Origin of the sequence: Halorubrum aidingense JCM 13560 (genome assembly GCF_000336995.1) — an archaeon.
In the GTDB taxonomy this organism is placed as follows: Archaea; Halobacteriota; Halobacteria; order Halobacteriales; family Haloferacaceae; genus Halorubrum; species Halorubrum aidingense.
This window is the reverse complement of the sequence record NZ_AOJI01000033.1, coordinates 98674-125110: the sequence shown is the minus strand read 5'-3', so window position 1 is coordinate 125110 and position 26437 is coordinate 98674. Positions and strand designations below refer to the sequence as shown.

Here is a 26437-nt window from a genome sequence, read left to right as displayed (position 1 = left end):
CACGCTCTCTATTATGACTTACATCGATGTAGACGGTCTGACGAAGCGATTCGGCGACACGGTCGCGCTCGACGACGTGTCCTTCGAGGTCCCCGAAGGGGAGTTCGTCATCGTGCTCGGCGTCTCCGGCTCCGGAAAATCCACCCTGTTGCGGACGCTGAGCGGACTGCTCTCGCCGACAGAAGGCGAGATCACGATCGCCGAGGAGCCGATGATCGACCCCCGTCCCGAGGTCGCGATGATCTTCCAGCAGCACAACATCATCGGCGACATGACGGCGTACTCGAACTCCCTCTCCGGTGGCGTCCACCGATCCACGTTCTTCTCCAGCGTGTTACAGCTCCAAGACGACGAGGAGAAACACCGCGCGCTCGACGCGCTCGACACGGTCGGCCTGCTCGACGAGGCCGAACAGAAGGCGCGCAGTATGAGTGGCGGCCAGCAGCAGCGGGTCGGCATCGCCCGCGCGCTCGTTCAGCAGCCGGAGGTTCTCCTCGCGGACGAGCCGGTCGCGAGCCTCGACCCCGGAAGCGCTCAGAGCGTCATGAACTACCTCCGGACCGCCTCCGAGGACCGCGGTCTCACGACGTTCTGCAGCCTCCACCAGGTCAACATCGCGCGGAAGTTCGGGTACCGGTTCATCGGACTCAGAGACGGGAAGAAAGTGTTCGACGGGTATCGTGACGATCTGACGATCGACGTTATCGACGACCTCTACGGCGACATCGACACCGAGGGGATGTTCGTGAGCGACGATGGAGACGCTGACGCCGCGGCCGACGGCGTCGTCTCGACGTGATGAGAACCGAGCTGATCTACGAGTGACAACAGACACATCGAACTCCGAGGGGGCAGTCGGATCGGACGACACCGTCCCCGACCGCATCGCCGAACAGTTCGAGAACATCAAGCAGACACGACGACGCCGAGCGCTCGGTTGGCTCGGACTGATCGCGTTCCTGGCGTTCACGACCCTCCAGGCGTTCGCCGCGACGGAGCTCCTGAATCCGGACGCGCGGTTGGAGACGTTCCGCGAATCGCTGACCGGGTTCTTCCCGATCACCGACTACTTCGGCGTGATCCCGTTTCTCGACGTCGGACGATACCTCGAGTTCATCAGTCAAGGGAATCTGCTGTACGACCCGGAAATCGGCGGCCTGCTGTTCCAGTTCCCGCCGAACCCCGCCGACATCTACGCGTTCTTCTTCCAGGAGCTCGGGATCTTCCAGATATTCGGCGAGGCCGGCATCACGCTCGCGATGGGGTTCGTCGGGACGATTCTCGGCTTCCCGTTCGCGCTGGTGTTCGGGACGCTCGGCTCCGAGCGCGTCACCCCGTTTCCGTTTAACTTCATCTTCCGCGGCACGATGTCTTTTATCCGGGCGGTCCCGGCGATCGTCTGGACGCTCATTTTTATCCCGTTCCTCGGGCTCGGTCCCTCCTCCGCCGCGATCGCGATCGCGTTCGACACGATCGGGAACCTCGGCCGACTGTTCGTCGACGAACTCGAAGAGATCGAGGACGGCCCGATCGAAGCCATGCGAACGACCGGCGCGAGCAAGCCGCAGATCGTCTTCTTCGGCATGTTGAGCCAGGTCCGGACGGCCTTCATCGCGTGGACGCTGTACATCTTCGAGATCAACGTCCGGATCGGTGTCACCGTCGGCGTCATCGGCGCGGGCGGGCTCGGGTACGTCCTGGCCTCTCAGCAGAACCTGCTGCGGTTCACCAACATGATGGCGACGCTGCTCGCCATCTTCCTACTCATCATCTCCGTTGAGCTGTTCAGCCAGCGGCTCCGGTCGCGGCTGCGCTCCGACGAGGTCGAGATGAGTATCTGGGAGCTGATCACCGGCTTCCCGCGGCGGATGGCCGAGTCGGCGCTGAAGTAGCGCCGACGACCGACCGCCCTCGGCGACGCGGTGCGGACGGTCGACCCCCTGCCACAAGGGAAACCGATTTTTCCGTCCCCCTCCCAGTGGCGGTATGAGCACTTTCGAACCGCCCGCGGAGACGCTGGCGGACGTCGTTCTCGTCGATTACGGCCTCGGGAACCTCCGGTCGGCGACCCGCGGGCTCGAACGGGCCGGCGCGTCGGTCGAGATCACGGACGACCCCGAGGCGTTCGCGGCCGCCGACGGCGTCGTCCTGCCGGGCGTGGGCGCGTTCCGCGAGGGGATGGAGAACGCCGGGCCGCTGCGCGAGGCGCTGACCGACCACGCCGACGCCGGCCGCCCGCTCTTCGGGATCTGTCTCGGGATGCAGATGCTGCTCACCGCGAGCGAGGAGGCCGACCACGCCGGCGAAGGCGACGTCACCGGGCTCGATCTCATCCCCGGCACCAACGTCCGGTTCGACGTGGACCGGAAGGTCCCCCACATGGGGTGGAACGAGCTGGAGGTCGAGCGCGACCACCCGATCGTCGAGGGCGTCAACGGAGAGTACGCCTACTTCGTCCACTCCTACTACGCCGAGCCCGACGACCCGGACGCGGTCGTCGCCACCGCGGACTACGGCGTCGACTTCCCGGCGGTCGTCGCCAACGACGCGGGCAACGTGTTCGGCACCCAGTTCCACCCCGAGAAGAGCGGGGAGACGGGCCTCCGCATCCTCCGGAACTTCGTGGAGTACTGTGCCGACCGATAGGGAGGACCGCGAGACGGCCCCAGTCCGACTCGGCGTCGACGTGGGCGGGACGTTCACCGATGTGGCGCTCGTCGCCGGCGACGACCTCACCACGGCGAAGGTGCCGACGACGACCCCGCAACACGACGGCGTCCTCGACGGGATCCGCGAGGCCTGCGAGGCGGCCGGGATCGATCCGGCGGCCGTCGACGCCTTCGCGCACGCGACCACCGCCTCGGTGAACGCCCTGTTGGAGCGCGACGGCGCGCGGACCGCGCTCGTGACGACCGCCGGCTTCCGCGACGTCTTGGAGATCGGCCGTCAGACGCGGCCGTCACTCTACGATCTGGGCGCGCAGAAGGCCGATCCCCTCGTTCCTCGCCGGCGGCGCTTCGAAGTCGACGAGCGCGCGACGACCGACGGGACCGAGCGCCCGGTCGACCCCGAGGCGGTCCGCGAGATCGCGGCGGACGTCGCCGAGGCGGACGCCGAGAGCGTCGCGGTCTCGCTGCTGCACGCGTACGCGAACCCCGAAAACGAGGCGCGCGTTGCCGACGTTCTCCGCGAAGCGCTCGACGTGCCGGTCTCCGCCTCCCACGACGTGCTCGCGGAGTTCCGCGAGTTCGAGCGCACGGGGACGACCGTGGCCGACGCGTACCTGACGCCCGAACTCGACGCGTACCTGGGACGAGTGATTGCGGGCGCTCGGAACCTCGGGCTCCCGGAGCCGCGCGTGATGCGCTCGAACGGGGGCGTCGCCGACGCGGAAACCGTCAGGGAGAGCGCGGTGACGACGGTGCTCTCCGGGCCGGCCGCGGGGGTCGTCGGCGCGGCCGCGGTCGCCAGCGACGCCGTCACCTTCGACATGGGCGGCACGTCGAGCGACGTGAGCCTCGTCCGCGACGGGCGCGTCGAGCGGACCGCGGAGACGACGATCGCCGACGTGCCGCTCCGCACCCCGACCGTCGACGTGGAGACGGTCGGCGCGGGCGGCGGGTCGATCGCGTGGACCGACGCCGGCGGCGCGCTCCGCGTCGGCCCGGAGTCCGCCGGCGCCGACCCCGGACCGGCCTGTTACGGCAAGGGCGGCACCGAGGCGACGGTCACCGACGCGGACGTCCTGCTGGGGTACATCGGCGCCGACGCGGCGCTCGGCGGAGACCTCTCGCTCGACGTGGACGCCGCGCGCGACGCGCTCGACCGCCTCGCCGACGCGGCCGGGATCGTCGGCGGGGACGACGGACCGGACGGCGCCGGCCTCGACGCCGCGACCGCGGCCGCTCGGGGCGTCTTCCGCGTCGCCAACGCGACGATGGCGCGGGCGATCCGCTCGGTCACCGTCGAGCGCGGGCGCGATCCGCGCGCGTTCGACCTCGTCGCGTTCGGCGGAGCCGGACCGATGCACGCCGCGGCGCTCGCCGACCGCCTCGGGATGGACCGCGTGCTCGTCCCGGGGCCGGCCGGCGTGCTCTCGGCGTACGGCCTGCTCGCGGCCGACGAGACCCACGACGCGGCGCGAACGGTCCGGCTGTCGCTCGCCGACGCGTCCGCCGGGGACCTCGAGAGCGCGTTCGAAGAGCTGACGGAGCGAGTCCTCGGCGACGTCTCCGACCCGGACGCGGCGAGCGTCGAGCGCGCGGCCGACTGCCGGTACGCGGGACAGAGCTTCGAGCTGACCGTCGACGCCGGGATCGGCGGTGACGGGAGTACCGAGAGCGGCTCGGCCGATCCCGAAGCCCTCGCCGAGCGGTTCGCCGCGGCCCACGAACGCACGTACGGCTACCGGCTCGACGCCGCGGTGGAAGCCGTCACGCTCCGCGGCACGGCCACCGTCGACGTCGAGGCGCCGAGCGTCTCGCGGTCCGGCGGCGCCGACGCGACGCGGGGGACCCGCGAGGTCGTCTTCCCCGAGACGGGCGCGGTCGACGCGACCGTGTACGACCGGGACGCGCTCGGTCCGGGGGCGACCCCCGACGGGCCCGCGGTGCTGGCGGGCACCGAGAGCACGACCGTCGTACCGCCCGACTGGCGGGGTCGCGTGCGGCGGGACGGAACGGTCGTGTTGGAGCGCGCCGCCGGGGGTGAACGCCGATGACCGCTGACGGCGGCTCCGCGACCACTGACGAGGACGGCGCCATCGACCCGGTGACGTTGGAGGTGCTCCGCAACCAGTTGGAGGGCGTCGCCGAGGAGATGGGGACGGTCCTGATCCGCGGCGCGTACTCGCCCAACATCACGGAGCGGCGGGACTGCTCGACCGCGCTCTTCGACGCCGACGGTCGGATGGTCGCGCAGGCGGAACACATTCCGGTCCACCTCGGCGCGATGCCGGAGGCGGTCGCGGCGGTGCGGGATCGGGCCCCCGAGCCCGGCGACGTCTTCGTCCTCAACGACCCGTTCACGGGCGGCACCCACCTCCCGGACGTGACGCTCGTCTCGTCGCTCTCGCTCGACGGCGACGTGGTCGGCTTCGCCGTCTCCCGGGCGCACCACGCCGACGTCGGCGGGATGGCGCCCGGAAGCATGCCGGCGGGGGCCCGAGAGATCTACCAGGAGGGGCTCCGAATCCCGCCGCTCCGGCTCGTCGACGCCGGCGAGCGCAACGAGGACGCCTTCGATCTCCTGTTCGCGAACGTCCGGAATCCGGCCGAACGCCGGGCCGACTTCGAGGCGCAGCTGGCGGCCAACGATCGGGCCGGCGACCGGCTCCGCGACTTGGCCGACGAGCACGGCCGGGACCGGCTCGAAGCCGCGTTCGACGCCGTCATCGACTACTCCCGCGATCGGATGACCGCCTCGATCGAGGGGCTGCCCGACGGCACCTACGAGGCCGCCGACGCGCTCGAAGGCGACGGCGTCACCGACGAGGACATCCCGATCCGCGCCGCGGTCACGGTCGAGGGCGGGTCGCTCGCGGTCGACTTCGCGGGCACGGCCGATCAGGTCGCCGGGAACCTCAACGCGCCGCTGGCGGTGGCGAAGAGCGCGGTGTACTTCGTCGTCCGCTGCGTGACGGACCCGGAGATCCCGCCGAATCACGGCTGTTACGAGCCGGTGTCGATTTCGGTGCCCGACGGCTCGATCCTGAACCCCGACCTGCCGGCCGCGGTCGTCGGCGGGAACGTCGAGACGAGCCAGCGCGTCACCGACGTGGTGCTCGCGGCGCTCGGCGAGGCCGCTCCCGACCGGGTGACCGCCGGGAGCCAGGGCACCATGAACAACGTCACCATCGGGAGCCGCGGGGGCGGCTCCGGGGCGTCGTTCACCTACTACGAGACGATCGGCGGCGGGTTCGGCGCCCGACCGGACGCCGACGGGATGGACGGCGTGCAGGTCGGGATGACGAACACCCTCAACACGCCGGTGGAGGCGCTGGAGGCGGCGTATCCGCTGACGGTCGAGCGCTACGCGCTCCGCCCGGACAGCGGCGGCGCGGGACGCCACCGCGGCGGGCTCGGGCTGGAGCGGGCGGTCCGGATCGACACCGCCGCGACCGTCTCGCTGCTGACCGAGCGCCGCCGCCGCGCGCCCGCCGGCATCGAGGGGGGCGAGTCCGGCGGCCTCGGCGAGAACCTGATCGACGGCGAGCCCGTTCCCGCGAAGGCGACCGTCGACGTGGAGGCGGGGACGACGGTGACGGTCCGAACGCCCGGCGGCGGCGGATACGGTGATCCCGAGGCGCGCGACCCGGCAGCGACGGCGGGGGATGTGGCAGACGGGAAGGTCAGCGACGACGAGCGAGACGAGTGAGAAACAACGAATTGCCGCGTTGAGGCCCGTAGCCGGAGACACGTTCTCTCCGACCGTCGTCAGTACAGGGACGCCGGTGGCCGATTACGGGAGTGGGTGTTGCAGACCGCCGCCAGCGACGTGGTTTATAAATAACCGCGAGCGGTGGCGACGGCCATTTATAAATGAACGACTGCGGTGGCGCGCTCCGGTGAGCGCCGCAACGCGGCGCGAANCGAGCGCGAGGGAGTCGGCCGGCGCTTATAAGCGCCGGCCGACGAGGCTGGGGAGGCGTGAGGCTGCGGTTGCGGTCCCGCGAGGGCAACGAGCGGGAGCATGGAAGTCGCAGCCCGCGCAGCGAAGCGAGCAGGAACGTCTTCCAGTGGTGCGGTTGGGGCGTTGGAAGCGATCGCCGCGTCAACAACGATTGATAAATAATCGACAGCGACACCGCTGCTCCACTTATAAAGAACTGCACCACCGGATCGGTACACGCACTCCCGCACTCCATCGAGAAGCAGCCGTCAGCAAGCAGCCGTTTCGAACGGGAGTCCCGCTGTCGAATCGGGGGGGAAACAGGGCCGGAGAGTGCGACCCGAATCGAACGCCGCGTCTCAGAGCCCGTCGTACGGGCCGGGCTTCGCCGCGGTGAGCCGGTCGACCTGCTCCGTCGACAGGTCGATCGACGCGGCCGCGAGGTTCTCTTCGAGCTGGTCGACGGTCCGAGCGCCGACGATGGGCGCGGTGACGCCGTCGCGGTGCATGAGCCACGCGAGGGCGGTCTGGGCGGGCGAAGCGTCGACCTCGTCGGCGACCGCGTCGAGTTCGTCGTGGACGTCGAAGTTCGCCTCGGTGAGGTACGCCTCCTGGAAGCGAGTCGACTCGGCCGCTTTCGACTCCTCGGGGAGGTCCTCGTCGCGGTCGTACTTGCCGGTCAGAAAGCCCTGTCCGAGCGGGCTCCACGGGGAGACGGCGAGGTGCTGCCGGCGGGCGAACTCGAGGTAGTCGCCCTCGACCTCGCGGTCGACGAGGTTGTAGCGCGGCTGGAGCACGGTGAACGGCTCCCAGCCCTCGCTGCGCGCGATCTCGTTGGCGCGGGCGACCTTCCAGGCGTTGGGCCGGAGCGTCGAGGCGCCGAGGTAGTGGACCTTCCCGGACTCGACGAGCCCGTTCAAGGTCTTCATCAGCTCGCGGGCCGGCGTCTCGTCGTCCCAGCGGTGGATGTAGAGGACGTCGACGTAGTCCGTGTCGAGCCGGTCCAAGAGCGCGTCGACGCGGTGGCGAATGTTCTTCCGGTTCGTGCCGCGGCTGTTCGGGTCGCCGTCGCGGATCTGCCAGTACACCTTCGAGGCGACGGTGTAGCGCTCGCGGTCGCGGTCGGCGAGCCAGTCGCCGATCCAGCGCTCGCAGTCGCCGCCGCCGTACACGTCGGCGGTGTCGATGTAGCGGCCGCCGGCGGCCTCGTAGGCGTCGAGCAGTTCGTGGGCGCGGGCCTCGTCGATCTCCACGTTTCCTGCTTCGGTCACGCGACCGAAGCGCCAGGTGCCGAACTGAAGCTCGCTCGTTCGGAGCCCGGTCCGGCCGAGCGGGACCGTCCCGAGGTCGATCTCGTCGAGTGCGGGAGTCATCGTCTCCGGTGTTGTCGCCGTCGCCGCAAAAAGCCACAGTAACCGGATGCGGCACGTGAACGTTAAACAATCAGACGGTGGGCGGCCGCGACCGAAACGCGCGTTTTTGAGCGCGCCCGCCGAACCGATCGCCATGGAACGCCTTCGCGCCGCCGTCGCAGGGCTCGCCGTCGTCGCCGCGGTGTTCGGCGGGCTCGTCGCGATCCGCGTGGTGACCCGGTTCCTCCGGGCCGCCGTCTGGTTCGCCGAGACCGCCGCGACGCTCGCGTTCGCGCTGCTTCTCGGCTACCTCGCGTACCGGGTGCTGTGGGGGGAAAGCGACGATCCGCGGCGGCACTGAGAGACGGCTCTCTGGCGGCACTGACCCGACGGACGCGCCGACGCCGCTTTCACCGGGCGACGTGTGAGTCCGAGCATGCCGACCGTCAGCGACACGTACATCGAGAACCGCCAACGCGTCCAGCCGACCCACACCAACAACTACGAGTCCGCTCACGGGGGGAACGTCGTCAAGTGGATGGACGAGATCGGCGCGATGTCCGCGATGCGCGCCGCCGGCGAGACGTGCGTCACCGCCAAGATCAACGCGCTCGACTTCAAGCGGCCGGTGCCGCAGGGCGACACCTGCATCGTCGAGTCGTACGTGTACGCGGTCGGGCGAACGAGCCTCCGCACGCGGATCCGCGCGTACCGCGAGTCGCCCCGCACGGGCGAGCGCGAGTTGACGACGGAGTCGTACTTCGTCTTCGTCGCCGTCGACGCGAACGGGAGCCCGACGCCGGTCCCGGAGCTCGAAATCGGCGGCGGCCGCTGCCGGGAGCTTCGCGACGCGGCGCTCGCCGCCGAACCGGACGAGGACCGCTGACCGGTCGCGCGTCGCGCCGGCCGACGTCGAGGACGGGCGGCGTACGCCGACGTCGACGCGTCGTCTCGCGCCCGACGCATCTCGCTGCGGTCATGTAGAACGTAAAACGAGATCGACATGACGTTTCGGGAGAGTGGTTATCGCGGCGCTAATATTCGTTCTATTGACATTTTGTGGTGCTGACGGTCGCGGCGTGACTGTCGAGGGAAACGACCGCGGCAGCGGTGAGAGTCGTCACCCCTCCGGCCGCCGCGACGGAGAACCGGCTCGACGCGAGATGTCTGTTGTTCGAAGGTTAGCTTTTATCATGAAAGACAATGATGTGATTCGTGTCGTATGAGGATGATTACCTGTCACATGAGTTGGTGTCGAAACCGAGTGAACGAGAGTAGTCGGGGGAGCGCACCATGACGACCGGGATCGACGTCGCGATCGCCGCGGTTCCGCTGCTTCTCGCCGGCGTGCTGTTGGTAGGGTTACTCTGGCCAGCGACGCGGGCGATGCCGCTCGCGTGGGTCACGGCGCTGGCGGTCGGCTACTTCGCGTGGAACATGCCGGTGAACTGGCTGGCGGCGGCGTCGGCGGCGGGCTTCATGACCGCCATCGAGATCCTCTGGATCGTCTTCGGCGCGCTCGTGCTGTTGTACACCCTGATGGAGGCGGGTGCGTTCGACCGGATCAACCGGGGATTCGCGACGGTCAGCGACGACCGGCGCGTGCAGATCGTGTTGATCGCCTTCTTCATGGCGACGTTCATCGAGGGCGCCGCCGGCTTCGGAACGCCGGCCGCGGTCGTCGCTCCGCTGCTCCTCGGACTCGGTTTCCCGGCGCTGGCGGCGGTCATCGCCGGAATCATCGGCCACATCATCGCCGTCACGTACGGCGCGGTCGGAACGCCGATCGTGGTCGGGATCCAGAGTCCGTTGGAGAGCGTCGAGTTCACTCGCGTCGCGATCCAGGACGGCGGAATGACCGTCCAAGGATTCTCTCGCGAAGTGGCGGCGTGGGCGGCGACGTACCACGCGTTAGTCGGGTTCGTGATGCCGCTGTTCGCGGTCGGCATGGTCGTCTACTTCTTCGGCGACCCGGACGACCGCTCGCTGGCGCCGGCCTGGGAGGTCGCGCCGCTCTGTCTGGCGTCGGGGATCGCCTTCGCGGTGCCGTACTGGATCTCGGCGTGGTTCCTCACGGCCGAGTTCCCGTCGCTCATCGGATCGATGGTCGGCGGTGCGATCATCCTGAGCATCCTGCGTGCAGGGTACCTCCTGCCCGATGACGAGTGGGAGTTCCCGGACCGCGACCGGTGGAAAGACCACTGGGTCGGGTCGATCGAGCCGGGACAGTCGAACGGATCGAACGGCGGGGGCGCAGACACCCGCGGGGGCGTCTCGCCCGAGGCCGAGGCGGCCGACCTCAGCGGCGGCGAGGACATGTCGCTTTTGAAGGCGTGGTCGCCGTATGTCCTGCTCGTGATCCTGCTGGTCGTCACCCGTGCGGTCGACCCGATCTCGAGCTTCATCAACCGGAATATCTTCGTCGTCAGTTGGGGCGGTATTCTCGGCACCGACCTCACCGGCGCCGTCGCGTGGATGAACGTGCCGGGCTTCTGGCTGCTCGTGAGCGCCGTGATCGCGATCCCGATCTTCGGGATGTCCGGCCAGGAGGTCGGCGACGCCTGGAAGGAGGCCGCCCGGAAGATCGTCTCGCCGTTCATCGCGCTGGTCTTCGTCATCGCCATGGTGCAGGTGATGCTCCAGTCCGGCGCGCATCCCGGGAGCACACCGGGCGGCGTCAGCATGATCGTCCTGCTCGCGCAGACGACTGCCGACCTCCTCGGCCCCGCCTACCCCGCCTTCGCGTCGCTCATCGGCGCGCTGGGCGCCGCGATGGCCGGGTCGAACACCGTCTCGAACATCACGTTCGGGGCGTTCCAGTTCGAGGCGGCGACGCAGCTCGGGCTCCCGCGCACGATCATCGTCGGTGCCCAGGCCGTCGGCGGCGCCATCGGGAACCTCGTCGCGATCCACAACCTCGTCGCCGCGCTGGCGACGGTCGGCCTCCTCGGACAGGAGGGGCGGGTAATGCGGCTGAACATGATCCCGCTGCTGTACTACGCGACGGGCGTCGGGCTGCTGTGTCTGCTCTTCAGCTACGTGCTGTTCCCCAACGTGTTCTGAACGCGGGACCGGCACGGCGGTGCGGCTCTTTTTACTTATAAACGCGACCCGCGAGCGGCGGCATCGCGGACCGACGAGAGTACGGAATCAAAAAGCGGCGCGGACGGCGAGCGGACTCAATCGTCGGACGGCGAGCGGCCTCAGTCGTCGGCCGGCGACGGGCTCGTCGCTCCGGTGGCGCCCGCGTCGGCGACCGCGTCGGGCGCGGGCCCGGTCACCGCCTCGGCGACCTTCTCGATCGGGTGCGGCGGGTTCTCCGCGCCGTCGCGGTCGCCCAACTGCGAGCGACAAGAGGCGCCCGGGGCGGTCACCGTCTCGCCGCCGCTCTCCTCGACCTGGTCGAAGAGGATCCGCCCGATCGCCTTCGAGAGGTCGTAGTGCTCCGACTCGTAGCCGAACGAGCCCGCCATCCCGCAACAGGAGGAGTCGAGCGGGTCGACCTCGTAGCCGGCCCGACGGAGCACGCCGACCGCGTGGTGGTCCTTGTTCGTGGCCTTCTGGTTGCAGTGTCCGTGGTAGGTGAGCGACTCCGCGGGCGCGTCGAACGCCACCCGGTCGTCGACCCGGCCGGCGTCGAGGTACTCCAACACGCCGAAGGCGGCCGCCGACACCGCCGCCGCGTCCTCGCCGTCGAGGAGGTCGTGGTACTCATCTTGGAACATCACCGCGTCCGAGGGCTCGACGAAGAGGACGGACTGCCCGTCGCGGACGCGGGGCGCGAGCGCCGCGACGTTGGCCTCGGCGCGCTCGCGGGCCGCGTCGAGGAACCCGGTCGAGAACGCCGCCCGACCGGACGGCGCGAGGTCGTCCGGCACCTCGACGCGGACGCCGGCCGCCTCCAGCACCTCGACGGCCGCCTTGCCCGCCGCCGGGTAGCTGTAGTTGGTGTAGGTGTCGGGGAACAGCGCGACCGTGTCGACCGCCTCGGCGGGGTCGACCGCCGGGCCGCCGCGGGACTCGAACCACTCCTCGAAGCTCGTCGACCGGAACGTCGGCAGCTCTCGGTCCGGCGCGATCCCCGCGACCGCGTCCATCACCGCGCGAGCGCCCGGAACCTTCGTCGCCGCGTTCGAGATCGGCGCGAGCGCGCTCCCGAGCGCCGAGAAGCGGTCGATGTCCCGGAAGATCCGCTCGCGGAAGCCGGACCCCTCCTTCTCGTGGTGCTCGTGTTTCACCTCGGCTTTGAGCTTCGCGAGGTCGACGCCGGTCGGACAGTCGCTCTTACAGCCCTTACAGCCGACGCAGAGCCCGAGCACCTCCTCTTGGAACCGGTCGGAGTGGATCTCGTCCTCGTCGAGTTCGCCGCTGATGGCGGCCCGGAGCATGTTCGCCCGGCCGCGAGTCGCCTGTATCTCTTCCTCGGAGGCGCGGTAGGTCGGACACATGACGCCGGAGTCGGTTTCCCGGCAGGTGCCACAGCCGTTACAGAGTTCGACGAGGTGCGAGAACCCGCCCTCGTCGGAGAAGTCGAGGGCCGTCTGCGGCTCGATCGACTGATACGCGGGGCCGTACCGGAGATTCTCGCGCATGTCGGTGTCGGCGGCGGTATCGGGGTAGCCGCGCTCGGCGGCGGTGTCGCCGTCGACGTACACCACTTTTCCGGGGTTCATCCGCCACTCGGGGTCGAACGTCGACTTGAGCTCCTGGAACGCGCTCCAGAGGGCCTCGCCGTACATCTTCGGGTTGAACTCGGTGCGCGCGAGCCCGTCGCCGTGCTCGCCCGAGAAGGCGCCGTGGTGTTCCAACACGAGGTCGGTGACGTCCTCGGAGATGGAGTGCATCTTCTCGACGCCCTCCTCCTCTTTCAGCGAGAGGATCGGGCGGATGTGGAGCGTACCGGACCCGGCGTGCGCGAAGTATGCGGCCGAGGTGTCATGATTCTCCAGCACCTCCTCGAACTGTCCGACGTACTCCGCGAGCTCTTCCGGCGGCACCGTCGCGTCCTCGATGAACGGATACGGCTTCGGGTCGCCCTGCATGCTCATCAAGAGGGGAATGGCCGCCTTTCGGAGCTTCCAGAGGTCAGCCTGGTCCTCGGCGGTGTACGCCTCCAGCACGTCGAAGGCGTCGCCCTCGTCGACGAAGTGCGCGTTCGTGTCGGCGATCGCGCCCTCGAAGTCGTCGACCAGCTCCGAGTCCCACTCCAGCATGAGCGCCGCGGCGGCGCGGTCGGGGATCGGCTCGGCGTACTGCGCGAACTCCTGTGACCCGGCGGCGAGCGAGAACACCTCGTCGTCCATCAGCTCGACCGCGCTCACCGGGAACTCCAACGCCTCGGGGACCGCCTTCATCGCGTCGACCAGCGAGTCGAACGTGTACAGCGCGAGCGCCGTCTCCTCGGGGCGGGTGACGAGCGACACCTCGGCCTCGACGATCGTCCCGAGCGTCCCCTCGGCGCCGACGAACAGCTTCGAGAGGTTGATCACGTCCTCGCCGTCGTCGTTCTCGTAGATCACCTTGTGGAGGTTGTACCCGGAGACCGAGCGCTTGAGAGTCGGGTACTTCTCGTCGATCTCGGCCTCGTTCTCCTCGACGAGCTGCCGGACGGTCTCGTACAGCGCGGCCTCCCGATCGTCGTTCGAGACGATCTCCTCGTACTCGGGCGAGTCGAGGACGACCTCGCGGGTGCGGAGCAGCGAGCCGTCAGCGAGCACGACCGTCAGCTCCTCCGTGTACGCGTCGGTGATCCCGTAGCGCACCGAGTGCGCGCCCGTGGAGTTGTTGCCGATGCCGCCCACGACGGTCGCCCGCGCGGAGGAGGCCGGGTCGGGCGCGAACTTCAGCCCGTCTTCGGCCAGCCGGTCGTCGAGGCGATCCTGAACGACGCCGGGCTGGACCACCGCGCGGCGGTCGTCCGGCCGGACCTCGACGATCTCGTCCATGTGCGTCGAGAAGTCGAGCACGACACAGCCCGGACCGACGGTCTGGCCGCCGAGCGAGGAGCCGGCCCCGCGCGGAATGACGGAAACGCCGTGGTCGGCGGCGACCCGCATGGTCGCCTGCACGTCGTCGACCGAGCGCGGAATCACGACGCCCGCGGGCCGGGCCTGATAGATGCTGCCGTCGGTCGCGTACAGCACCTGTGCGTACTCGTCGAACTGGACCTCGCCGGCGACGCGCTCGCGGAGATCCGACGCGAGCGCCCGATAGGCCGGAACGTCCGGTCGGTCGTGGCCGAGCGACGCCGCCGACGTGTCGAGATCGGGCGTGTCACTCCCCCGCGTGGGCTCAGTTGCCATGCTATAGACGGGGAGCGAAAGCCGAATAAAACCTTTGTTAATGATAAATACGTGCCGGATCCGATCCCGGTCGAGAGCGTCGACGTCGCCGGTGCGCTCGCCGAGCCGGCGACGGCGCCAACGACGCGGACGGTCGCCGGGATTTATACTGCCGCCGCGACACGCCGACGCATGGAGATACTCCACACGTGTCTCAACGTGGCCGACGCCGACCGCACCGCCGACTGGTACGTCGAGCAGCTCGGGTTCGAGCGCTCCTGGGAGTTCACCACCGAGGACGGCACCACGCGGAACGTGTACGTGGCCGACGACGCCGGCGTCGAGTTCCAGCTCTCCGACACCGACGGCGAGGAGCCGAGCGACGACGGCGACCGCTACGACCACGTCGCCGTCGGCGTCGACGACGTCGACGCGGCGTTCGACCGGATCGATCACCACGGCGTCGTGAAGGAGCCCGGCGACCAGCCGGAGGCCGGCGCGCGGACCGCGTTTATCAAGGACCCCGACGGGCACGCCGTCGAACTGATCGAGCCCTTATAAACGGAATCGGCGATCAGCGAGCGGTTGCCACACCGACAACACACCCGACCGGCGAAACGCCACAGCAAAGCTCACACACCGGCGAGCGTCGCCGAATCGGTCGAGACCGCGACTCGCGTACGGGTGGATACAGAACGATTCGATACCTGTCGACACCTGTCGAGAACGGTCCGCGAGTACAGCGGTTGCGTTCAACGTCGGCGGGATTCGGGGGTGTGTCAGAGACGGTTGTGACCGGGTGTCTTTGCGTCCGGATCGGGGCCTTCGACGGCGGTGCCCGCTGTCGGCATCCGGGCGCCGGCCGTAGCTTCATGTTTACCGATGGCGACTACCAGGCCATGCAACGCACTCGAAACCGGGCCGAGGAACTGCTGCGGGCGGTCGTCCACGAGGTCCGCGTCGAGAAGCTCACGTTCGTGGCGGGGTCGATCGCCTATCACGCGTTCATCTCGATCCTCCCGCTTATGCTGTTGGTGTTGACGCTGGTCCAGCGGACCCAGAACACCGCCCTCCAGGACTCGATCGTCGGCGTCATGCAGGCGGTCCTCACGGCCGAAGCGAGCGCAGTCATCCAGCAGGGCTTGACCGAAGCGGACGCGTCGGTCTCGCTGCTCGGGGCGGCGTTCCTCGTCTGGGGCGCCATGCGGATCTTCCGGGGGCTGGACACCGCGTTCTCGGACATCTACGAGACCGAGTCAGAGAACACCTTCGCCGACCAGCTCGGCGACGGACTGGTTTTACTCGTCACGGTGACGCTGGCGATCGTGGCCGCCAGCGTGATCGGGAGCAGCCTCCCCGTGATCGAAACGGGACTGGTCGGGGTGGGCCTTCGAGCCCTCGCAACCATCGTCGGGTTGTTCCTCGTGTTCTACCCGATGTACTACATCTTCCCGGATACCGATGTCGCTCCGCTGGAGATCGTCCCCGGGACCGCGTTCGCCGCCGTCGGCATCGCGATCGCCCAGGCCGTGTTCACGCTCTTCAAATCCGGAGCGACCGGCGGCAACCTCGTCGCGAGCATCCTCGTCCTGTTGACGTGGCTCTACGTCATCGGCCTGCTACTGCTGATCGGGGCGGCGATCAACGCGGTTTTCTCGAACCGGTCCAGCGACGTCGACGTCGACCCGGTGTTCGGCGGGGTGCCCCGGCGGTCGGATCGCGACGACTCCACCGTGGATCGGTCGGAACTGCTCGGGCGACTGGATTCGGTCGCGGAGACGCTCGCCGAAACCGAGTCCGGGATCGCGATCCAGTTCGACGGCGGTTCCCGCGTCGAACTGAGTGTACCGCACACCGCGAGCGTCGACCGGAGGTCCGGCGTCTTCGGCCTCGACAAGGCCGTCAGTCTCACGTTATATTGGTGGACCGACGAGTCGGCAACGGACTCGTGAGTCGACCGGAGGTGCGCGTTTGCAGTGAACTCGGTGGATAATACCGCGCTTGGTCTGCCAACCGCCGTCGGAGAGCGGTCGCGAAATCAACCGGTGAGTAGTTCGCCGCCACGCGTGCTACCGTTCGGAGCGCCGTGCTCCGAGACGCGAGCGACGCGAAAACGTCGGTGTGTCGAGAGTGAACGGGTCGTGCGCGTGGCCGGGCGGTTACAGAATACCGGCCGCTTCGGCGGTCTCGACGATGTCTTGGGCCATCTTGTTGGTCGCCTCGTCGACCATCTGGCCGTCGACGCTCACGGCGCCTTTGCCCTCCTCCATGGCCTCGGCGTAGGCGTCGACGATGCGCTTGGCGCGCTCGGCGGTCTCCGGGTCCGGCGCGAACACCTCGTTACCGATCTCGATCTGCGAGGGGTGGATCGCCCACTTGCCGTCACAGCCGATCATGTTGGCGTTCCCGGCCGACTCGCGGAAGCCGTCGGCGTCTTCGATGTCCGCGTACGGACCGTCGAGACACGGCAGACCGGCGGACTTCGCCGCGGAGTTGCACTCCGAGAGCGCGTGGTGCCAGTAGTGGCCGGGGTACTCCGGGAACTGGCCGATGTCGAGTCCGGGCGTCCCCATCGCCGCGGAGTAGTCGCCCGGGCCGAAGATGATCGACGAGAGCCGGTCGGAGGCGTGGGCTATCTCGTGGACGTTGTGGATCCCCTCGCCGTCTTCGATCTGCGGTTCGAGTCCGATACCGCCGACCTCCAAGTCGTTGTTCACCTCGATCTGGTGGAGCAGGTTCTCGACGGTGTGGATGTCGCTCGCGGACTTGACCTTCGGAATGATCACGTCGTCGATGTGCTCGCCGGCCTCGCCGACGACGGTGATCAGGTCGTCGTACCACCACTTCGTGTCGATACCGTTCATCCGGAAGCTGAGGACCTTATCGCTCCAGTCCTCCTCGCGGGCCGCCTCGATCAGCGGCTCGCGGGCCGCCGGCTTGGCGTTCGGTGCGACCGAGTCCTCCAAGTCGAGGAACACCTCGTCGGCGTCGCTGTCGGCCGCCGAGTGCATCATTTTCTCGTCGCTCGCCGGCGTCGCCAACTGGGTTCGGCGAAGGGTAACGTCCGTCATATATGGCGGATCTATCACGCTTTTCCATGAAAATAAAGCTACCTCACGCGGGGGTTTTTTCACCGAATCGGAATCGAGTGAAAACGGCGTCGAACGGCGGTGGACGACCGGCCTCGCTACAGGATGACGCCGCGCGTCTGTAACACGTAGTAGACGACGAGCAGCACCGCGAGGACGTACTGCCCGAGCCGGACGTCGTTGTACTCGCCGAGGGCGACTTTGATCAGCGGGTAGGCGACGATCCCGGCCGCGAGCCCGTCGGCGATCGAGTAGGCGAACGGCATCACGGTGACGGTGAGCCCCGCGGAGACCGCCCACGCCGGGTTCGACCAGTCGACCTCGACGAGCCCCTGGAGCATCATCACGCCGACGACGATCAGCGCGATGAACGAGGCGTACTCGGGGATCGCGGCGACGAACGGGATCAGCGCCAGCGACGCGATGAACCCGAGCGCGACGACGAGCGCGGTGAGTCCGGTGCGACCGCCCTCCTCGATGCCGGCCGACGACTCGATGTACGTCGTCACCGTGGAGGTGCCGATCATCGCGCCGACGGTGGTACCGACCGCGTCGGCCATCAGCGGCTTCTCCATCTCCGGGAGGTCGCCGTCCTCGTCGAGGAAGTCACCGAACTGCGAGACGCCGATGAGGGTCCCGGCGGTGTCGAAGAAGTCGACGAAGAAGAACGTGAACACGACGAGCGCGAACGTGAGCGGCTCGATGTCGGCGAGCCCGTCCACGAACGCACCCGCGAGCGGAGTGATGTCGTACTGCGCCGCGGGGAGCGTCTCGGGCGTGACGACGCCGCGCTCGAACACGCCCGCGAAGGTGAGCGCCCAGCCGGCCGCCGCGGTCGTCAGGATGCCGATGATGATGGCACCGGTGATGCCGCGGGCCCACAGCGCGAACGTCAGCGCCAGCCCGAGAATCCCGAGGATCGCCCACGGGTTCCCGAAGACGCCGCCGAGCGTGACCAGCGTCGCGTCGTCGGGAACGACGAGCTGGAGCTCTTGGAGGCCGATGAACAGTAAGAACAGCCCGATACCGGCGCCGACCGCGCGCTTGACCGGCTCCGGGAACAGCTGAATGATGTACTTCCGCGCGCCGACGGCGGTCAGCGCCATGAACAGCACCCCTTCGACGAAGACGGCGGCGAGCGCCGTCTGCCAAGAGATTCCCAACCCGATCACGACGGTGAACGCGAAGAACGCGTTGAGCCCCATCCCGGGCGCGAGCCCGAACGGTCGATTGGCGTACAGCGCCATGACCAGCGTCGCGATCGCCGAGGCGACGATCGTCGAGATCGCGATCATCTGGACCACCTCGAAGAACTCGTAGCCGGGGATCTGAATCGCCTCCGCGAGGATGAACGGATTCACGACGATGATGTACGACATCGCGAGGAAGGTGGTGAGCCCCGCGACAAGCTCCGTACGGACGTCGGAGTCGTGCGCCTCCACGTTGAACCGCGCCGCCAGCATGTCTGTAAGCCCCATTGAACAGGTGAGGATACCTCCGGATCGGGTGATAAGCCTTGCTGAAAGACGCCGGTATGTATCCACAGATGTGGATCGAAATTCGTTTTGAGGCGTCAGCCAGCTAAGGAAAATGCGCGAACGTGGGTATCGCGAGCTACTCGAAGGTGGTCAGCGCACCGACCGGCGCGTCGGTGATCGCTCGCGCGCGTTCCATCCCCTCGTCGCCGACCGCGATGAGGGTGAACACGCCGGTGATGTCGGCGTCCGCCTGCAGCGCGATGTCCAAGAGGAGCTCTTGGGTCTCGCCCGACCGGATCAGGTCGTCGACGACGAGGACGGTGTCGCCGGCGTCGATGGCGCTCGCGGGGAGGTAGTAGGTGAGTTCGATCCCGGACGCGAGTCGCTGGCGCGACTCGATGAACTCCTCGACGGCGGTCTCTTTCGACTTCTTGGCGTACGCGAGCCGCGCGTCGAAGAAGGAGGCCATCGCCGCGCCGAGGGTGATCCCGTCGGTGGCGGCGGTGAGCACGACGTCCGGTGACTCGAACCCGAACGTCTCCGCGGCGACGGGCGCGACCAGGTCGAGGAACGACTGATCGAAGACGACTCCGGAGTTGTCGACGTACCCCTCGTCGTCGAACTCGACGCGAGCGAGCAGTTCGTCGGCGAGTGCGTCGCGACCGACCGCCTCGACGACCTCGCTCGCCCGGTCGGTGCCCGGGAGCACGTGGCCGTTCACGTACCGGTTGAGGTCGCCGGCCGGCAGCCCCGTCACCGTCGACAGCTCCTCGTAGGTCCGCGTCTCCTTCAGCATCCGTAACACGGCGACCGCCTGCAGCTGGAGGGCCGCCTTCTCTGCTCGATTCATACAGATGATCGTGATCGCACAACTATGAATACGTCGAAGTGTTCTCTCGGCGCGATACACATGCGCGTGCGTTACGCGCGAGCGTTGAGCCGTCTCAGGCGTCTGACTCAAGAGGCGTTACCCGCCTCAGGCGTCTGGCTCGGGGGGCGTTACCCGTCTCAGGCGTCCGACTCGGGCTCGAAGAAGACGTCGGGGTCGGTCATCTCGATCTCGACCACGTCGCGGTCGTCGAGGGGGCGGAGCCGAACCGTGAGCGTGCCGTCCGCGCCGACCGCCTCGCGGAGCGCGTCGAACTCGGCGGCGCCGAGATACGTCGGCACGCAGACGGCGATCGCCGCGTCCGCGTCCTCCGCGACGACGAGCCGATACTCGACGCCGTCCGCGGACGCGGCGTACACGCGGACCGTGTCGATCGCGGCGTCGCCGACCGCCTCGTTCGCCGCGTCGAACTCCGAGCCTGGCAACAGCACGTCGAGCCGCGTCGCGTCGGTGACCGGATTCACGTCGCCCGGGTGAGCGGCGATCGCGGTCCAGTCCCGCTCGCGGAACGCGTCGGCCGTCGCCTCGCTGTCGGCAATCACGTCGCCCCAGCGCTCGCCCGGATCGATTCGTCGCATATCCGTAGAAATTCGTCCGTCTCCTAAATACTTGTCCAGTCGTCGTGACAAGAGATCAGTAGATGTGACGGCCACAGCGGGTCTCAACGTCGTTAGGTTCATAACACTCCCTCGTATGAGGTATGTTATGAGTCCTGATAACGGAAATCATGTCAACAGACGGACGATGCTCACGTACGCCGGAACCGCCGCCGCAGTCGGCCTCGCCGGCTGTTCCGGAAACGGCGGCGACGACGGGAGCAGCGGCGATGACGGAAGCAGCGACGATGACGGAAGCAGCGGCGACGACGGAAGCGGTAACGGCGACGACGAGCGCTTCGAAATCGGCGTCACGATGGGACAGATGGACTCCGGGCTCGATCCGCAGGACCACGCCGAGACGAACACGGAGATCATTACCGGACAGGCGTACGAAGGCCTGATGGACCGCGACAAGGTGGGGGGCATCGTCGAGAGCCTCGCCACGGACTGGGAGCGCACCGACGACGGCAACGTCCGGTTCACGCTCCGCGAGGACGTTTCGTTCCACAACGGCGACGCGCTGACCGCCGAGGACGTGGCGTACAGCATCCGCCGGATCGTCGACGACGAGGTCGGTATCGTCAGCCCGCAGTCGAACGATCTCGGGGTCATCGACGAGGTCATCGCGGGCGACGGCGAAGTGACCGTCGACTTCGAGGGCTTCAACCCGATCGCGTTCCAGCTGTTCGCGACGAACGGCGAGGTCATGCAGCAGTCGTGGGTTGAGGAGAACGACGGGAACTACATCAACCAGAACACCAACGGCACCGGTCCGTTCGTCGTCACCGAGTACGACTCCGGTAACGAGGTCGTCTACGAGCCGAACGACGACTACTGGGGCGGCGACGTCCCCGTCGACGAACTCACGATGGGCGCCTCCAGCGAGTCGAGTACGCGAGTGAACCGGCTGCTCGCAGAGGAGACGGACATCATAACGAACGTGCCGCCACAGGAGGTCTCCCGCGTCGAGGAGTCGGACGTCGCCGGGATCAGCTCCGTGCCGAGCGCGCGGATCATCTTCCTGCAGATGCGCTACGACGTCGAGCCGTTCTCCAGCCAGCAGTTCCGCCAGGCGATGAACTACGCCGTCGACGTCGAGAGCATCATCGAGAACGTCCTCAACGGCTTCGGGACGATCACCGGCCAGCCGACCCTCGAAGAGCACGTCGGGTACAACCCGGACATCGACCCCTACCCGTACGACCCCGACGAGGCAGAGCGACTGGTCGAGGAGTCCGGCTTCGCCGGCGCGGAGATCACGCTCGAAACGCCGATCGGTCGCTACCTCGGCGACGTGGAGATCGCGCAGGCGGCGGCGAGCCAGATCGACTCGCTGTCGAACGTCTCCTGTGAGCTCGAACAGCGCGAGTTCTCATCGCTCGTGCAGGACATCACGACAGGGAACATCGAGGACAAGCCGCACTTCAACCTCCTCGGTTGGGGGAACGCCGAGTTCGACGGCAGCCAGACCATCACCCCGCTCATGACCTCGAACGGCGCGCTCACGGTCCTCGAAAACGAGGAGCTCGACGAGTTGATCCGGCAGGCCGAGAACACGGAGGACGCCGACGAACGCGTCGAGTTCCTCCAGGAGGCGAACCAGCTCGCTCACGACCTCGCGCCGTGGGTGTTCCTCCACCAGCAGTTCAGCGTCTACGGCGTCTCGAACGACATCTCGTGGGAGCCGCGGAGCGACGAGTTCATCGACCCCGACACGGCCACGAGACAGTAACGACAGACGACCGTCTCACACCAGTTATTAATGTCATTCGGCAGATTCGTACTCAAAAGAAGCCTCCAAGGACTCGGCGTCGTCTGGGGGGTCGTCACCGTCGTGTTCGCGCTCCGCTTCGTCACCCCGGGGAGCCCGATCAACGCGGTCGCCCCGCTCGACGCGAGTCCGGAGACGCGACAAGCGATCGCCACGGAACTCGGCTTAGACCAACCCCTGTACATCCAGTACGGACAGTACCTGTTCAAACTGCTTCAAGGTGATATGGGGTTCTCGTACATCCGGGGACAGGAAGTCGTCGGACTCGTGTTCGGTCGGCTCCCGGCGACCGTGGAGTTGGCGCTCGCCGCCAGCATCGTCGCGATCGCGTTGTCGATCCCGCTCGGCGTGCTCAGCGCGACCCGACGGAACGAGCCGATAGATTACGGCGCGACGCTGCTCTCGCTCGGAGGGATCAGCACGCCGAACTTCTGGCTCGGCATCATGCTCATCTTGGTCTTCGCGGTGGAGTTCAACGTGTTCAACACGAGCGGACGCGGCGTCGACGTCGGCGACGTGGCGCTCTCGCTCGTCGGTTCGGAGCCGTTTTTCGGCACGCTGCTCGCGTGGCTCGCGTACATCACGCTCCCCGCGATCGCGTTGGGGACGTACTTCATGGCGCTCATCACGCGACTGACCCGCTCGGGGATGCTCGACGAACTCAGCAAGGGGTACGTGCAGGCGGCCCGAGCGAAGGGGCTTCCGCAGACGCTGATCCGGTACAAACACGCGCTTCGGAACACGCTCATTCCCGTGATCACCGTTCTCGGCCTGCAGCTCGGCACGCTGATCGGCGGTGCGGTGATCACCGAGGCGGTCTTCTCGTGGCCGGGGCTCGGCACCCTCGTCATCGAGAGCATCAATCGACGCGACTGGCCGGTGTTACAGGGTAGTCTCATCGTCATCGGTACGAGCTTCGTGCTCGTGAACGTCCTCGTGGACACCGTCTACGCGTATCTCGACCCACAAGTGGTGAACGACTAATGGTTTCCGCACGTGTCATTCGCAATCTCAAAAAGGAGTTTAGAAACAGCGCGCTCGCGAAGATCGGACTGGTCTTGGTGATCAGCATCATTCTGGTCGCCACCTTCGCGCCGTTCGTCGCCACGCACGACCCGACTGCCCAACAGCTCGATCAGAGTCAGCTGCCGCCGGTCGGGTTCTCCGAGACGGCGGAGCGGACCTCCTCCCAGATGGTCGACGGAGAGATCCAGACGGTGACCGAGACCGTCGAGATCGAGCCGGACCCGGACCACGTGTTCGGTACCGACAGCCTCGGGAGAGACATGTTCTCGCGGATCGTATACGGCGCGCGCACGTCGCTCGCCGTCGGCGTGCTCGGGACGCTGCTGGCGGCCGCCGTCGGAGTCCCGGTCGGCCTGTTGGCCGGCTACCACCGAGGGACCGTCGACGACGCCCTGATGCGCGTCGCCGACGTCAGCCTCGCGTTCCCGTCGCTCGTGTTGGCGGTCGCGCTCATCGGGCTCTGGGGTCGCGCCGCGGTGGACATCCCCGATCCCTTCGTCGTCGCCGGGTTGGCACCGGAGATGCCGGAGAGCTTCGTATTACCGATAACCGTGGTGATCGTCGTCGGGCTCGTCAACTGGGTGTGGTTCGCCCGCGTCGCCCGCGGGGAGGCGCTCTCCTTGCGCGGACAGGAGTACGTGAAAGCCTCCCGCGCGCTCGGCGCCAGCGACAACGCGATCATCCTCCGGCACGTCTTGCCGAACGCGATCACCCCCATCATCGTCCTCGGGACGGTGCAGGTGGCGGCGATCATCCTCCTGGAGAGCTCGCTGTCGTTCCTCGGGTTCTCCGGCACGACGCTCTCGTGGGGCTTCGACATCGCGCAGGGGCGCGACTACGTCTCCTCGGGACAGTGGTGGATCTCGTCGATTCCCGGCTTCGCTATCATGCTGTCGGTGATCGGGATCAACCTCCTCGGGGACTGGCTCCGCGACGCCCTCGATCCGGGTATCGAGGGTGAAGGGGGTGCGGCATGAGCGAGCGCCTCCAGGCGGCGTCCGGCGCCGGTCGCGGCCCGGACGCCGACGACGTGCTCTCCGTCTCGAACCTCTCGACCCGGTTCTTCACCGAAGAGGGACAGATAAACGCCGTCGAATCCGTCTCCTTCGACATCCGGGACAACGAGATTCTCGGTATCGTCGGCGAGTCCGGCTCCGGCAAGTCGGTGACCTCGCTGTCGCTGATCGACCTCGTGGAGTCGCCCGGACGGATCACCGAGGGCGAAGTGTGGTACCGGAGTCCGGATCTCGCCGACGAGTTCCGGTCGAACGACGCGGTGAGCGTCGACGGCGACCACGTCGACCTCCGAACGGTTCCGCCGCGGGTCCGGCGGTCGCTCCGGGGACCGTCGTTCAGCACCATCTTCCAGGACCCGATGAGCAGCTTCAACCCCTCGATCACGGTCGGCGAGCAGATCGCCGAGGCCGTCGAGGTGCAGCGGCGCGCGACCGCGAACCCCCGATCGACGCGGTCGCGAACGCAGGGGTACGGGCTCGGCCAGTACCTCCTCGACGGGATCATCCCCGGCCGCGGCTACACCAGCGAGGAGAGCATGGACCGGGCGATCGAACTGCTCGAACAGGTCGGTATCCCCGACCCGGCCGACCGCGTCGACGAGTACCCCGGCCAGTTCTCCGGCGGCATGCTCCAACGCGCGATGATCGCGCAGGCGCTTGCCGGCGAGCCGGACGTGTTGATCGCCGACGAGCCGACGACCGCGCTCGACGTCACCATCCAGGCGCAGATCCTCAACCTCCTGCGGGAGGTCCAAGAAGAGCGCGGGATGAGCATCATCCTCATCACGCACGACCTCGGCGTCATCGCGGAGATGTGCGATCGGGTGTGCGTGATGTACGCGGGCGAGATCGTCGAGCGGGGAACGCTCAACGCGGTGTTCGACGATCCGGTCCATCCGTACACCGAGGGGCTGTTGGGATCGATCCCCGACTTAGAGGATCCGAAACCGCGGCTCCAGCCGATCGCCGGCAACGTCCCGGGGCTGCTCGATTCGGAGATGGACGACCGGTGTTACTTCGCGGACCGGTGTCCCAACGCGATGGAATCGTGCCTGGAGAAGCCGGACGAGATCGTCGTGGACGCCGCGACCGAACACGGCGCGAAGTGCGTCCTCGCGGAGCGTCCGTACGACCCGGACGAGGCGCTTCCTGCAGACTACTTCGGCGGTGATTCCGAATGAGCGACACCAACTCACACACAGACGCTACCGTCGACTCGCACACGAACGCCGACCCCGGCACTGAGGCGACTGCCGCCGGCGAACCGCTCGTCTCCGTCGAGGGGCTCAGAAAGTACTACGCCAACGAGCAGTCGATCGTCGACCGGGTGCTCGGCAACGAGCCGGAGAGCGTGAAGGCGGTCGACGGCGTCTCCTTCGAGGTCGCCGAGGGCGAGACGCTCGGGCTCGTCGGCGAGTCCGGCTGCGGGAAGTCGACCACCGGCGAGACCGTGCTCCGACTGCGCGAAGCCACCGAGGGGCGGATCACCTTCGACGGCGAGAACCTCCTCGAGATGTCCGACGGCGAACTGACCCAGTTCCGGAAGCGCGCGCAGATCGTCTTCCAGGACCCGTTCTCCAGTCTCGACCCCCGGATGACCGCCGGTGACATCATCACGGAGGGGCTGAAGATTCACGGCGTCGCCGACCAGGCCGAGCGCCGCGAGACCGCCCGAGACCTGCTCGAACGCGTCGGCCTCTCGGCCGATCAGATCGATCGCTACCCGCACGAGTTCTCGGGCGGACAGCGCCAGCGGATCGGGATCGCCCGCGCGCTCGCGCTCGACCCCGAGTTCGTCGTGCTCGACGAGCCGGTCTCGGCGCTCGACGTGAGCGTGCAGGCGCAGATCCTCAACCTGCTCGACGACCTCCAAGACGAGTTCGGCCTCACGTACCTCTTTATCGCGCACAACCTCAGCGTCGTCCGGCACATCTGTGATCGCGTCGCCGTGATGTACCTCGGCAAGATCGTCGAGACGGGCCCGGTCGACGAGATCTTCGCCGATCCCGCACATCCCTACACGAAGGCGCTGCTGGCGAGCGTCCCTCGGGTGAGCACCGAGGCGCGCGAGGAGGACTTCGCGACGCTCCACGGCGACGTGCCGTCGCCACGGAACCCGCCGACGGGCTGTCGGTTTCACACGCGCTGTCCGGAGGCTCGCGCGGCCTGTCGGGAGTCGGCGCCGCCCGACTACGCCGTCAACGACCGGCGTCGGGCGAAGTGCTTCCGCAACGACGCGGACCACGCGTACTGGGACAGCGAGCCGATCGAAGAGAACGCCCGTACTGCGGGCGACTGATCGACCCGGACGGCAGTGCGACACCGGC

21 protein-coding genes are annotated in these 26437 nt (G+C 67.8%); 15 read left to right on the top strand and 6 right to left on the bottom strand.

The features are described from left to right. Positions 1-13: 13 nt before the first annotated feature. The 5 genes from C461_RS14435 to C461_RS14415 all read left to right on the top strand — a co-directional run bounded on the left by C461_RS14435 (position 14) and on the right by C461_RS14415 (position 6375). Positions 14-799, top strand: a complete 786-nt coding sequence (locus tag C461_RS14435) for a phosphonate ABC transporter ATP-binding protein (RefSeq protein ID WP_008002490.1) — start codon at positions 14-16, stop codon at positions 797-799. 22 nt (positions 800-821) lie between these two features. Then, complete coding sequence (gene phnE / locus C461_RS14430) at positions 822-1892, top strand: phosphonate ABC transporter, permease protein PhnE (protein WP_152418408.1); 1071 nt, start codon at positions 822-824, stop codon at positions 1890-1892. A gap of 94 nt (positions 1893-1986) precedes the next feature. Then, the gene (gene hisH, locus C461_RS14425) at positions 1987-2646 is read left to right on the top strand and encodes an imidazole glycerol phosphate synthase subunit HisH (protein WP_008002487.1); all 660 of its coding nucleotides are present in this window, start codon (positions 1987-1989) and stop codon (positions 2644-2646) included. After that, the gene (locus C461_RS14420) at positions 2633-4720 is read left to right on the top strand and encodes a hydantoinase/oxoprolinase family protein (RefSeq protein ID WP_008002485.1); all 2088 of its coding nucleotides are present in this window, start codon (positions 2633-2635) and stop codon (positions 4718-4720) included. Before hisH ends, C461_RS14420 begins: the two co-directional genes overlap by 14 nt. Beyond that, positions 4717-6375, top strand: coding sequence for a hydantoinase B/oxoprolinase family protein (locus C461_RS14415; protein WP_008002483.1), 1659 nt, complete (start codon positions 4717-4719; stop codon positions 6373-6375). Before C461_RS14420 ends, C461_RS14415 begins: the two co-directional genes overlap by 4 nt. 593 nt (positions 6376-6968) lie before the next feature. Here the strand turns inward: C461_RS14415 and C461_RS14410 are convergent. After that, complete coding sequence (locus C461_RS14410; protein WP_008002480.1) at positions 6969-7982, bottom strand: aldo/keto reductase; 1014 nt, start codon at positions 7980-7982, stop codon at positions 6969-6971. A gap of 133 nt (positions 7983-8115) precedes the next feature. Between C461_RS14410 and C461_RS14405 the strand changes: the two genes are divergently transcribed. From C461_RS14405 to C461_RS14395, 3 genes are all read left to right on the top strand, one after another. Then, positions 8116-8322: a hypothetical protein gene (locus C461_RS14405; protein ID WP_008002479.1), complete on the top strand. Its 207-nt coding sequence runs from the start codon at positions 8116-8118 to the stop codon at positions 8320-8322. A gap of 75 nt (positions 8323-8397) precedes the next feature. Continuing rightward, complete coding sequence (locus C461_RS14400) at positions 8398-8847, top strand: acyl-CoA thioesterase (RefSeq protein ID WP_008002476.1); 450 nt, start codon at positions 8398-8400, stop codon at positions 8845-8847. A 407-nt stretch (positions 8848-9254) separates the two neighbouring features. Beyond that, on the top strand, positions 9255-11024 hold the full coding sequence (locus C461_RS14395) for an L-lactate permease (RefSeq protein ID WP_008002475.1): 1770 nt from the start codon (positions 9255-9257) through the stop codon (positions 11022-11024). Between the two features lie 140 nt (positions 11025-11164). Here the strand turns inward: C461_RS14395 and C461_RS14390 are convergent, their stop codons facing one another. Continuing rightward, positions 11165-14263: an FAD-binding and (Fe-S)-binding domain-containing protein gene (locus tag C461_RS14390; RefSeq protein WP_008002472.1), complete on the bottom strand. Its 3099-nt coding sequence runs from the start codon at positions 14261-14263 to the stop codon at positions 11165-11167. A 171-nt stretch (positions 14264-14434) separates the two neighbouring features. Between C461_RS14390 and C461_RS14385 the strand changes: the two genes are divergently transcribed. After that, positions 14435-14803 (top strand): VOC family protein, encoded by a 369-nt coding sequence (locus C461_RS14385; protein ID WP_049906729.1) that lies wholly within the window; start codon positions 14435-14437, stop codon positions 14801-14803. Between the two features lie 338 nt (positions 14804-15141). Then, entirely contained in the window at positions 15142-16194 is a 1053-nt protein-coding gene (locus C461_RS14380; RefSeq protein ID WP_008002469.1) for a YihY/virulence factor BrkB family protein, read from the top strand. 207 nt (positions 16195-16401) lie between these two features. Here C461_RS14380 and C461_RS14375 read toward each other — a convergent pair whose 3' ends face one another. The 4 genes from C461_RS14375 to C461_RS14360 all read right to left on the bottom strand — a co-directional run bounded on the left by C461_RS14375 (position 16402) and on the right by C461_RS14360 (position 20276). Further along, a complete protein-coding gene (locus C461_RS14375; RefSeq protein WP_008002467.1) occupies positions 16402-17313 on the bottom strand; it encodes an HpcH/HpaI aldolase/citrate lyase family protein in 912 nt (303 codons plus the stop codon). Between the two features lie 116 nt (positions 17314-17429). Further along, entirely contained in the window at positions 17430-18809 is a 1380-nt protein-coding gene (locus C461_RS14370) for an NCS2 family permease (protein WP_049906720.1), read from the bottom strand. 136 nt (positions 18810-18945) lie between these two features. Further along, positions 18946-19659, bottom strand: coding sequence for a phosphoribosyltransferase family protein (locus C461_RS14365; protein ID WP_008002464.1), 714 nt, complete (start codon positions 19657-19659; stop codon positions 18946-18948). Positions 19660-19817: 158 nt separating this feature from the next. Then, positions 19818-20276: a DUF7529 family protein gene (locus tag C461_RS14360; RefSeq protein ID WP_008002462.1), complete on the bottom strand. Its 459-nt coding sequence runs from the start codon at positions 20274-20276 to the stop codon at positions 19818-19820. Positions 20277-20403: 127 nt separating this feature from the next. Between C461_RS14360 and C461_RS14355 the strand changes: the two genes are divergently transcribed. From C461_RS14355 to C461_RS14335, 5 genes are read left to right on the top strand one after another with little or no spacing between them, the layout of a single operon-like run. Beyond that, positions 20404-22029, top strand: a complete 1626-nt coding sequence (locus C461_RS14355; protein ID WP_049906718.1) for an ABC transporter substrate-binding protein — start codon at positions 20404-20406, stop codon at positions 22027-22029. A 30-nt stretch (positions 22030-22059) separates the two neighbouring features. Next, positions 22060-23052, top strand: coding sequence for an ABC transporter permease (locus C461_RS14350; protein WP_008002459.1), 993 nt, complete (start codon positions 22060-22062; stop codon positions 23050-23052). Next, entirely contained in the window at positions 23052-24071 is a 1020-nt protein-coding gene (locus tag C461_RS14345; protein ID WP_008002457.1) for an ABC transporter permease, read from the top strand. The genes C461_RS14350 and C461_RS14345 overlap by 1 nt, the downstream gene beginning before the upstream one ends. After that, complete coding sequence (locus C461_RS14340) at positions 24068-25291, top strand: ABC transporter ATP-binding protein (RefSeq protein ID WP_008002455.1); 1224 nt, start codon at positions 24068-24070, stop codon at positions 25289-25291. Before C461_RS14345 ends, C461_RS14340 begins: the two co-directional genes overlap by 4 nt. Beyond that, a complete protein-coding gene (locus tag C461_RS14335; protein WP_008002453.1) occupies positions 25288-26409 on the top strand; it encodes an ABC transporter ATP-binding protein in 1122 nt (373 codons plus the stop codon). The genes C461_RS14340 and C461_RS14335 overlap by 4 nt, the downstream gene beginning before the upstream one ends. The last annotated feature ends 28 nt before the right edge of the window (positions 26410-26437 follow it).